The 10,477-nt window shown below is 57.0% G+C and carries 10 protein-coding genes; 6 read left to right on the plus strand and 4 right to left on the minus strand.

What is annotated here, in order from left to right:
* The first annotated feature begins 140 nt into the window (after positions 1 to 140).
* Together AC1D13_RS22980 and AC1D13_RS22985 are read left to right on the plus strand one after the other, a co-directional pair.
* Positions 141 to 713: a LysR substrate-binding domain-containing protein gene (locus AC1D13_RS22980; protein ID WP_477690353.1), complete on the plus strand. Its 573-nt coding sequence runs from the start codon at positions 141 to 143 to the stop codon at positions 711 to 713.
* A gap of 582 nt (positions 714 to 1,295) precedes the next feature.
* A complete protein-coding gene (locus tag AC1D13_RS22985) occupies positions 1,296 to 2,261 on the plus strand; it encodes a hypothetical protein (RefSeq protein WP_477690354.1) in 966 nt (321 codons plus the stop codon).
* Between the two features lie 307 nt (positions 2,262 to 2,568).
* Here AC1D13_RS22985 and AC1D13_RS22990 read toward each other — a convergent pair whose 3' ends face one another.
* The 3 genes from AC1D13_RS22990 to AC1D13_RS23000 all read right to left on the minus strand — a co-directional run bounded on the left by AC1D13_RS22990 (position 2,569) and on the right by AC1D13_RS23000 (position 4,808).
* Entirely contained in the window at positions 2,569 to 3,420 is an 852-nt protein-coding gene (locus AC1D13_RS22990) for a hypothetical protein (RefSeq protein ID WP_477690355.1), read from the minus strand.
* A 57-nt stretch (positions 3,421 to 3,477) separates the two neighbouring features.
* Positions 3,478 to 4,155, minus strand: coding sequence for a hypothetical protein (locus tag AC1D13_RS22995; RefSeq protein ID WP_477690356.1), 678 nt, complete (start codon positions 4,153 to 4,155; stop codon positions 3,478 to 3,480).
* Between the two features lie 149 nt (positions 4,156 to 4,304).
* Positions 4,305 to 4,808 carry a hypothetical protein gene (locus AC1D13_RS23000; protein WP_477690357.1) on the minus strand — a complete coding sequence of 168 codons (504 nt, stop codon included), beginning with the start codon at positions 4,806 to 4,808 and terminating at the stop codon, positions 4,305 to 4,307.
* A 248-nt stretch (positions 4,809 to 5,056) separates the two neighbouring features.
* On the opposite strand from AC1D13_RS23000, the gene urtA reads away from it, so the two are divergent.
* The 4 genes from urtA to urtD all read left to right on the plus strand — a co-directional run bounded on the left by urtA (position 5,057) and on the right by urtD (position 10,160).
* On the plus strand, positions 5,057 to 6,328 hold the full coding sequence (urtA, locus tag AC1D13_RS23005; protein WP_457282107.1) for an urea ABC transporter substrate-binding protein: 1,272 nt from the start codon (positions 5,057 to 5,059) through the stop codon (positions 6,326 to 6,328).
* Between the two features lie 235 nt (positions 6,329 to 6,563).
* Complete coding sequence (urtB, locus tag AC1D13_RS23010) at positions 6,564 to 8,147, plus strand: urea ABC transporter permease subunit UrtB (RefSeq protein WP_477690358.1); 1,584 nt, start codon at positions 6,564 to 6,566, stop codon at positions 8,145 to 8,147.
* A gap of 13 nt (positions 8,148 to 8,160) precedes the next feature.
* Entirely contained in the window at positions 8,161 to 9,279 is a 1,119-nt protein-coding gene (gene urtC, locus AC1D13_RS23015) for an urea ABC transporter permease subunit UrtC (RefSeq protein ID WP_477690359.1), read from the plus strand.
* A complete protein-coding gene (gene urtD, locus AC1D13_RS23020; protein WP_477688406.1) occupies positions 9,276 to 10,160 on the plus strand; it encodes an urea ABC transporter ATP-binding protein UrtD in 885 nt (294 codons plus the stop codon). The genes urtC and urtD overlap by 4 nt, the downstream gene beginning before the upstream one ends.
* A 79-nt stretch (positions 10,161 to 10,239) precedes the next feature.
* Here the strand turns inward: urtD and AC1D13_RS23025 are convergent.
* Positions 10,240 to 10,477, minus strand: a 238-nt coding sequence (locus AC1D13_RS23025; RefSeq protein ID WP_477690360.1) for a hypothetical protein, incomplete at its 5' end; no start/stop codon positions are given.

The raw sequence follows: 10,477 nt of genomic DNA on the forward strand, positions 1-10,477 counted from the left end.
AGCCTTGTCGATCACATAGTGGCACCAACGCTTGTCGAACGCGTCCTTCGATTGGAGGAGATGTCAGGCGGGACCTACTTCCTCGCGACGCCCAGCCGGGCGTAAAGAAGTCTGGCGTTGATTATTCGGCCCCTCTCACAATGGCCGTACGGTGGTTCTTGCCCCGCCTGTCGGCCTTGCAGGCCGAACTGCCCGGGCTTGAAATCCGCGTCGCCACCCACTGGACGGACGCACCCGACTTCAGTAACACCGATGCCGACGCCATCATTGCCCACGGCAAGGGCGGCTGGCCCCACCTGGTTGAGGTGCCGCTGATGCGCGAGCACCTGGTGCCCTTGTGCACTCCCCAGCTGGCGGCCAGCCTGCGCGAGCCGCGCGACCTCGCCGGCGCAACCCTGCTGCATGCCACAGCCAACCGGTACGAATGGCTGACCTGGCTGCGCGGCGCCGGCGTGCCGGACCTGCAGGGCGCACGTGAGCAACTGTTTGACACGGTAGACATGTGCGTGCAAAGCGCAGAGCGCGGGTTGGGCGTTGCCATTGCCGATGCTGCCTTGTTCACCGACCTGATTGCTTCACGCAAAGTGGTGAAGCCCTTCGACATCGAGGTCGACAGCGGGAATGGTTACTTCCTCACCTATCCGCCTGAGCGGCGGGAGCAGCGGAATATTCGGTTGTTTGAGGAATGGCTTGTGTCCATGTTGCGGGGGTGAGGGTGCTTTAGTCTGTAGCGCACCGGCTCATCTACTCGGAATATGTCCTCAAACAAATAAGACAGCCTCTGACCGGATTGCGTCAGAGGCTGAAACCACTTACGTGGAGGCCAAGCTAACCGTTTAGGCAAACAGTTCGAGCTGACCGGGGTGAGAGCGGAAGTGTTGGCATACATGCTCGGTCTTGCCGAAGCGGAACCGAATGTAAGCGCGCACAAAAACGCTCCTGAGCCGGGAGTAACGCATGGCGTCCTCCTTTCCAGGTAAAAGTTACCGGGGAGCATCTTGTTGCCTACAACGGCCTGACGGTCTAAAATGTCAGGCTGACCTACCATAGTCTCGGTGCAGGGCAGTCGGATCCAGCTCCTACTAGCCTTTACCGTTGAAATGACCCACCAGATCCCGCCAAGGACCTCGTGGGTTTTTTTCATGCCCACAAGTAGTTCATCCCACCAGCAGACACGATTCTGAACCATGAAAAATCCTCTGTCAAGGATAATTCAATGGCTAATTAAAAATAAAATCAGAAAAAGCCATTGTTACGATAAAATTTAGTTTTCCACAAAGCCAAAGGGGCACATCATGGGCAATGAAGTCGTACCAGCAAACGGTGCTGCACCGCGTCGTACAAACACCCGTGGAGTATCTTATCCGTCTACACACATCGGGGCAGCAATAAATTTAGCTAAGAAGTATTTCGACGCCGAACGGAAAGCCGAAGCGCCCGTGGCAGCCGCAATAGGTCACTTTGGCTATTCAGAGACCAGCAGTGGCGGTCGTCAGGCTATTTCGACATTGTTGCAGTTCGGACTACTTGAGGACATCGGCCGAGGAAACGACCGTCACGTGAAGCTTACGGACAATGCATTAACGGTTCTACTTGCCGAGCCAGACGGAGAGGATTTTTTCCGGGCTATGCGTGCGTGCGTAGCGTCACCCAAAATTTACCAGGAGCTCTTTCGCAAGTGGCCAGATGCGTTACCTTCAGATCAAAGCATTTCGTTTTATTTGGCGAAGGATAAAAACTTCAATGTGAGTTCTATTCCTTCATTCCTCAAGGATTTGAGGCTCTCTATGTCTTTGGCGGGTGTTGACCACCCCGCCGAGTTGCTTACTTCAGTGGATGACTCCGAACCAGTCAAGCCAGTCGGGATGAAATACGTCGGTGACATCGTCCGTCGGCAACGTGAAGCAAATGCCGGGCGAACGGTGCAAGCTGCGCCAGCGTCCCCTTTTGTAGTAGGTCGAGCGCTAAGGCCAATAGGGGATCCGGGAGAGCGTTCACTTGGAACATTCGGGTTTGATGATTCCCAAGGCTATCCGGTGCCTTCAAACGCAGCGCAGAGCTTACTTAGTAATCCGAATGAAAAAGAATGGATGCGTGGCAGTTTGTCCAAGACCACTGAGTTTCGCATCAACGTCAGCGGGCCAATTACGGGTCGTGAAGTCGGACGGTTGATCAGGCTGCTTGAGGCGCAAAAGGAAGTGCTGGAGGAAGACTCCGATTCCGACGACGGACTTTCGCGGACTGACGTGAATCAGTCTTGAGGTCAAAGTTCTGTTCGTCGTCTCGGACGTAGCAATATGACCAGCGTCAGACATGCTCGTGAAGGGGTTGGGGTTGCGCTATCTCATAGGTCTGCTTTGGCCTTCCATAGCCGCACGGGCAATGAGTTAACACGCAGTACCGTCAGAAAAGCAATTTCATAGGGTTTTCATCTTAGGGGCAGCCGGTCCGTGCATCCGCACAACGCGGGTCAATGGAGGCCGACGGCGGCCCGACTATCCCGTCAATGCAAAAAAACCTCCACAGGGGAGGCTTATTGGGTGAAATTGGACGCTTGATTTATGACAGTCAATCAAGAAGTCCATCTCGTTGTTTCAACTCAGGATTGTTGACTACTTCAAATAGCTCTGCCGAGTGGGTGGCAAGGGCTGCTTTAACCAAAGGTCTTGCTACTGCCCAGCAGCTCGCGGCTTCCTCTATGTCCCATTTGAGTTTTTTGAATCGCCAAATCTTCTCAAGTTCCCACCATGGAGAAGGCTCCTGCTGATTGTTCAACACACTTTCGAAATAGAAACTTGCCCACTGTAGTCTTGCGTAGGGAACATCGACTTCTTTTGAGACATTTTGTAGGGCCAACTTTCCCCAGACTGTGTGCTTGTCAATTCCCACCCAATAGGGGCAGCTCTGGCCCGCAGCATCGTCTACAGGATGAACTATGGGAATACCTTCGGTAACGGCGAGATAGGCTCCAGCAAAGATAAATGCTTTATCCCAAGGCCATGTTGCGTTCGAGACGACTTGGTTTGCGAGGTGCACGACTTCTAAGCCTTCTGCGCCCGGACAAGTGCTGATCGCCCATTTGAAGAAATCAGCGGGACGCTCCATGGCAGCCTTAACAATCCTTATGGCTCTATGGTTTTCAGCTAACTTTGAAGCGCTCGTATCGTTCTCTGAAGCAGCATGAGCTAACGAGCCAAGTCCAGCCGCATCTTTATTTTTGACGCTTTGAGCAATGCCGGTTAAAGCCTCAACTGGGCTCGCCGGAATGTAGCGAGATTGCCGAGCGTAATGCCAGCACTCTTCAAATAGGATGACGCTCGCTCTACCGCGCAACCAATCACCGTCCCCCCGCCGCCTCAAGGTATCGGCGACCTGAGATGTTAGATTGCTGTCGCCTCTACGGACTGCCTTTTGAATCAAGGACCTGAGCGCACCCTGGATCGGGCTAATAGAGCTTCTGCGAAATGTTGTGTTCAATTAGGGGAGTTCAAATAAGGGGCGGTACTTGCCCCACTGTTTGGCGTAAGTTGCTGTGCATTTGCAATCAGCGCGACAGGCTCGTTGTGTTACTGCGACTGGGGACTGACTAGCCGCGAGGGTGGCATTCAAATGGACTGCCGCCTCGCCGTACGGCTTTGATGGATTAGGCTGCAGAGGTTCGTCTAAGAGTATTTGCCGGAGATGGTTTCCGAAAGGAATAATTCCGGACGCCGTTCTTATTATCAGCATGTGGTCGAAGTCTCCTAAACAGAATCCTGCTTGTAGCTCTGCCTGCGTCAAAAAGTAACGTTCTTCCTCAGGCACGCCGCCCCATTTTGTGGGATTCAATTTGGCTACCAATACCCGTGACCCAAGCGGCAATGAAAGCAAAATGTCGATGCTGACTTCGAAAGTTACGGGGCCATACTGATTGCAATTGGAGATGCGATGATGAAAGTCTGGGGCATCCAGAAAAACGTCATTCCAGATGCCGTACTTCTTGTCGTCAGGATCGCTGTATTGCCAGCTTTGAGGCAAGTGGGCGGCTTCAACGTTTCCACGAGATGCCAGTCCCCCGAGACGGATAAGTGAACTACTGGTCTTTACGCTATTGGCGTGATGCAGATGAGTGACTCCTCTTTGACTCAATACTGCGTGTACTTCTTGTCCTGTCATGCTCCCCTCCATTTATGTTTAATGCAGACCACCCAATGTAGATTTGTGTTCTCGAGACCGCAAGAGGGATAGTCCGCCGTAGGCGTGTATATGCAATACGAGGATCACACAATGGTGATCCTGCATTCGACGCTCAGCAAGCCACATCACTACCGACCCGTAAACCCAACAGGCAGCAACGGAGGCCCCCTCCGGTACATATCCACGTAAATCGTGATCGTCTTGCTGCCTCCGTCTACCTGAATGTCATACACATCCAGCAACCCGCCACCCCTGGGGAGCGACTTGTCTTCGTATTCGCAGCAGGCGCCCCGGCGCTCGTATGTGATGGGTTCGCCTTTGGGTCCGCGCAATGAGTTGAGGTACAGAAGATGAAGCCGGGTGTCGTAGGGGCCTGTTCTGATGGCGTTTGCGGCGGAGTAACCGTAGCCAGGGTCGGTGGCGGTTTGCAACTTGATGACGCGCAGATAGGGCGCCGTTGAATCTGATCGGCCGTTGGGGATGCCTTTTCCTCCTACGCGGGTGACGGAAAGAATCCTGGGCTCGGGGTTGCTTGCGCCTGGGCTGGGTTGGGTGGTCTGGCACCCTGCGAGGATTGTGGCGGTCAAGGCAAGGATGACCAGGTGTGAAGAGCGGGAAACCAGCGCGTTCATAGAAGAGAGTCCTCTTTTTTTAGTTTGATATAGGAGAGAGGTCAGCGGGCGCGGCGGCCTCCCTGTAATGCCGGCCCTCACCGGCAATCCACAGCATACCGGCCACCCCGCATACGCCACCCGGCGTATTCCCCAATCCCCCTCCGGTCCCCAGAATCGGTTCATCGCTGTGTAAAAGCCCTGGTTTCCCCGGGTTTTGGCGCAGCGAAACGCGATTCAAACACCTATCTACCGGAGCGAGGATTCACATGCAACAACGTCGATTTACCCTCAAGGCGATGACCGCCGCAGTCGCACTGGCAGGCCTTGGCGCCATGCCTGCCGCTTTTGCCCAGGCGGGTGGCACCATCAAGGTTGGCATCTTGCACAGCCTGTCGGGCACCATGGCAATTTCTGAAACCACACTGAAAGACACCGTGCTGATGGCGATCGAAGAGATCAATGCCAAGGGCGGCGTGATGGGCAAGAAGCTCGAGCCTGTGGTGGTTGACCCGGCTTCCAACTGGCCCCTGTTTGCTGAAAAAACCAAGCAGCTGCTCGGTCAGGACAAAGTCTCCGTCATCTTCGGTTGCTGGACGTCTGTGTCCCGCAAGTCGGTGCTGCCAGTGGTTGAAGAAATGAACGGCCTGCTGTTCTACCCTGTGCAGTACGAAGGTGAAGAGCTCTCCAAGAACGTGTTCTACACGGGTGCGGCACCCAACCAGCAGGCTATTCCTGCGGTTGACTACCTGATGAGCAAGGCCGGCGGCGGCGCCAAGCGTTGGGTTCTGCTGGGCACTGACTATGTGTACCCACGCACCACCAACAAGATTCTGCGCGCCTACCTCAAGAGCAAGGGTGTCAAAGACACCGACATCGACGAGAAATACACCCCCTTCGGCCACAGCGACTACCAGACCATCGTGGCTGACGTGAAGAAATTCTCGCAAGGCGGCAAGACGGCTGTGGTGTCCACCATCAACGGTGACTCCAACGTGCCTTTCTACAAAGAGCTGGGCAATGCCGGCCTGAAGGCCAAAGACGTGCCAGTGGTTGCCTTCTCTGTGGGTGAAGAAGAACTGCGCGGCGTGGACACGAAACCGCTGGTCGGCCACCTGGCTGCCTGGAACTACTTCCAGTCGATCAAGAGCCCGGCCAACACCGAGTTCATCAAGAAGTGGTCTGCCTATGCCAAAGCCAAGAAGCTCCCTGGCTCTGACAAGCCTTTGACGAACGACCCGATGGAAGCCACCTACATCGGCATCAACATGTGGAAGCAGGCTGTTGAAAAAGCCAAGTCCACCGACACCGACAAGGTCATCGCCGCCATGGCTGGCCAGACCTTCAACGCGCCTTCCGGCATCGTGAGCAAGATGGATGAGAAGAACCATCACCTGCACAAGTCGGTCTTCATCGGCGAAATCAAGGCTGATGGCCAGTTCAATGTGGTGTGGAAGACGCCTGGTCCGGTTAAGGCCAAGCCATGGTCTCCTTACATCGAAGGAAACGACAAGAAACCCGACGAGCCTGTCAAGAAGTAAGAAGCTACTGCGCGAGCCAATCTGGGCTCTGCGGTGCTCACCGTACTGGTGTACGGTTCCGCGCCGCAGAACCCACCTTGGCCCGCTCGCTACGCTTCTTCCAATCTTGACACCTTTGCGGTGTCTTAGGTCCGGTTCTTGCTCACAGGTGGGCAGAGCCGGTGCCCCCTCAGGAAGTTGCAGTCTGGGCGCAACACGGTTGCGTGCTGTGCCCAACCTACAGGTTCTTTCCCCTATGCTTCGTTACCCACTTCTCCGCCTACTCTTTCTTGCTACGCTTTTGATAGCTGCTCGCGCCCATGCCTTAAGCCCTGAGGAGGTAAAAGGCATGTCAATTGGCGAGACGGAGACACGGGTGGAGGCCTTGGCCAAAGCTGCGGTCAAGGCGGACGAAAAGACGGCTGCATTCATCCAGGCACTGTCTGACGACGCGGTGAAAACCAAGGGCGACAAGGTGTTTGTCGTGAAAGACGACAAGGCCTTTGACCCGATCACCGGCGCCGAGGTGCCGCTGCCGGCTGATGCTGAAGACGTGATCAACCCCAACCTGATGCGCAGCGAGATCGACAACGCGCTGGCCGCGTTGAAGCTGTTTTCCAAAGACGAGAAGCAGCGGCGCGACGCCATCAAGACGCTGGGTGGCGACAACGATGAAGCGCGCTTGCCGCTGATTGAAAAAGCCTACGCGGCTGAAACCGTGCCCGAGCTGAAGAACCAGCTCGAGCTGATGCGCGCCGCCATCATGCTGGGCAGCACCGACAAGGCCAAGCGCCTGGAAGCCGCCGCGCAGCTGGCCGGCAGCAAGAACCCCAATACCAAAACGGTGCTGATAGAACGCCTGGGCACCGAGGCCGATGCCGATGTGAAGGTGGCCCTGCAGGCTGCGCTGGCCAAGGTGGAGGCCTCGCTGGAGTGGGGCAACAAGCTGGGCGCGATTTTTAGCGGCATCAGCCTGGGCAGCATTTTGCTGCTGGTGGCGCTGGGGTTGGCCATCACTTACGGGCTGATGGGCGTCATCAACATGGCGCACGGCGAGCTGATGATGATTGGCGCCTATGCCACCTATGTGGTGCAGGGCCTGTTTCAAAAATACTTCCCCGGCGCGTTTGACTGGTATTTGCTGGCCGCGGTGCCGGTGGCCTTTATGGCTTCGGCGCTGATGGGCGCGGCGCTGGAGCGCAGCGTGATCCGCTTCCTCTATGGCCGGCCGCTGGAGACACTGCTGGCCACCTGGGGTATCAGCCTGATGCTGCAGCAACTGGTGCGCTCGATTTTTGGCGCGCAAAACGTGGGTGTTGAAAACCCGGTGTGGATGAGCGGTGGCGTGCAGGTGCTGGGCAATCTTTCGCTGCCTTACAACCGGCTGGTCATCATTGTGTTTGCCGTGGCGGTGCTGCTGGGCGTGGCCTGGCTGATCAGCCGCACACGGCTGGGCCTGTTTGTGCGCGGCGTCACGCAGAACCGGCCGATTGCCTCTTGCATGGGTGTGAACACGGCCCGCGTTGATACTTACGCCTTCGCGCTGGGCTCGGGCATTGCCGGCCTGGCGGGCTGCGCGCTGAGCCAGGTGGGCAACGTGGGGCCTGACCTGGGCCAGGGCTACATCGTGGATTCGTTCATGGTGGTGGTGCTGGGCGGCGTGGGCCAGCTGGCGGGCACGGTGTATGCCGCGATGGGCCTGGGCATCCTCAATAAATTCCTGGAAGGCTGGACGGGCGCCGTGCTGGCCAAGATTGCCGTGCTGGTGTTCATCATCATCTTCATCCAGAAGCGGCCGCAGGGCATCTTCGCGATGAAGGGCCGCAGTGCGGAGGCCTGAGATGACGACCACCATGACCCCGATGCCAACTATCGTGCACCTTCCGGCCAAGGGCCCGCTGCTTACGCGCGGCGGCTGGAGCGCCTTCATGATGGCACTGATCGCCGTCTGCGCCATTGCGCCCATCCTCAACCTGTGGGTGCCCGAAAGCAGTGTGTTCCACATGAGCACCTATGCGGTGGCGCTGCTCGGCAAGATCATGTGCTACGCCATCTGCGCGTTGGCCATGGACTTGATCTGGGGCTACACCGGCATCCTCTCGCTGGGGCATGGCGTGTTCTTTGCACTGGGCGGCTACGCCATGGGCATGTACCTCATGCGCCAGATTGGCCGCGACGGCAATTACAAAAGCGACCTGCCCGACTTCATGGTGTTCCTTGACTGGAAGACCTTGCCCTGGCACTGGACTTTCAGCGACAGCTTTGCCGCCACCCTGTTTTTGATTGTGGCGGTGCCGGGCCTCATTGCCTTTGTGTTTGGCTTCTTCGCGTTCCGCTCGCGCATCAAGGGCGTTTACTTTTCCATCATCACCCAGGCCATGACGTTTGCGGCCATGCTGCTGTTCTTTCGCAATGAAACCGGTTTTGGCGGCAACAACGGCTTTACCGATTTCAAGCGAATTCTCAACATCCCGATTGCCACGCCGTCGATGCGCATGACGCTATTCATCATGACCGGCCTGACGCTGCTGGGTTTCTTTTTGTTTGCCAAATGGCTGGTGGGCAGCAAGTTTGGCCGTGTGCTGCAGGCCATTCGTGACGCTGAAACGCGCGTGATGTTCTCGGGCTACAGCCCGCTGGGCTACAAGCTCACGATCTGGGTGATTTCGGCCATCATGTGCGGTGTGGCCGGTGCGCTGTATGTGCCGCAGGTCGGCATCATCAACCCGAGCGAAATGAGCCCGGCCAATTCGATTGAAATTGCCATCTGGGCCGCAGTGGGCGGGCGCGCCAGCCTGATCGGGCCGATTGTGGGGGCCTTCATCGTCAACGGCGCCAAGAGCTGGCTGACGGTGGCGTATCCCGAATTCTGGCTGTACTTTCTGGGGGCACTTTTCATCAGCGTCACGCTGTTCCTGCCCGATGGGGTGGTGGGCCTGGTCAAGAAGCTTCGTAAAGGGGGTGGCAAATGACCCCCGACCTTCTTGAGCAGGGTGCACGCCGCATTGAAGAGCGCCTGGCCGCGCTGGAAGCCGGCAAGGCCAATACGGCATCGGGTGGCCGTAGCGCCAGTGGCCGCCGTATTGCTCATGCCACCGGCGAGGTAGACGTTACCCACGGCCGTATCCTGTACCTGGAAGATGTGAGCGTCAGCTTCGACGGCTTCAAGGCCATCAACAAGCTGAGCCTGGACATTGCGCCCGGAGAGCTGCGCTGCATCATCGGCCCCAATGGAGCCGGCAAGACGACCATGATGGACATCATCACCGGCAAGACCCGGCCTGATGAAGGCACGGTGTTTTTCGGCAGCACGATTGACCTGCTGCGCCACAAGGAAGCCGAAATCGCCCAGCTGGGGATAGGCCGCAAGTTCCAGAAGCCCACGGTGTTTGAGCAGCTCACCGTGTTTGAAAACCTGGAACTCGCGCTCAAGACCAACAAGGGCGTGAAGCATTCGATGTTCTTCAAGCTCGATTCAACACAAAGCGACAGGCTGGCCGAGATCCTGGTGACGATTCACCTGGCAGACAGTGTGGGCCGCATGGCCGGCAACCTGAGCCATGGGCAAAAGCAGTGGCTGGAGATCGGCATGCTGTTGATGCAGGACCCGAAGCTGCTGCTGCTCGACGAGCCGGTGGCTGGCATGACCGATGAAGAAACGGCACGCACGGCAGAGCTGTTCTTGACGCTCAAGGGCAAGCATTCGCTGATGGTGGTGGAGCATGACATGAGCTTTATCAAGACGATTTCGGAGATCGTGACTGTGCTGTGTGATGGGTCTGTGTTGGCGCAGGGGACCTTGGACCAGGTGCAGGCGGATGAGCGGGTTATTGAGGTGTATCTTGGCCGTTGAGGTTCTATCTTCGCCTGTTCTTGCTCCGGCGGTGTGCTCTTTGCGGAGGGCGGCTGGCCGGGGGTTGCCCGGCGGCAACTCACTTTTCTTTTGGGTCGCCAAAAGAAAAGTAAGCAAAAGAAAAGGCGACCCTGCTGTCTGCGTCCCTGCGCTTCGCTACGGGCAACCTGTGGTGCTCGGTCCAGCCGAGGTCAAAAACAACTCGCCTGCGGCTCAAACAAGTTTTTGCCCTGATCCGTCTGGCCCTGCGCTCCTCGGCGCATACAGAAGGGGTGGGGTAAGGAATACCAACAGCCAACAGCCGAATACCAGAATCC

This window comes from Polaromonas sp. P1_E12 (assembly GCF_056405975.1).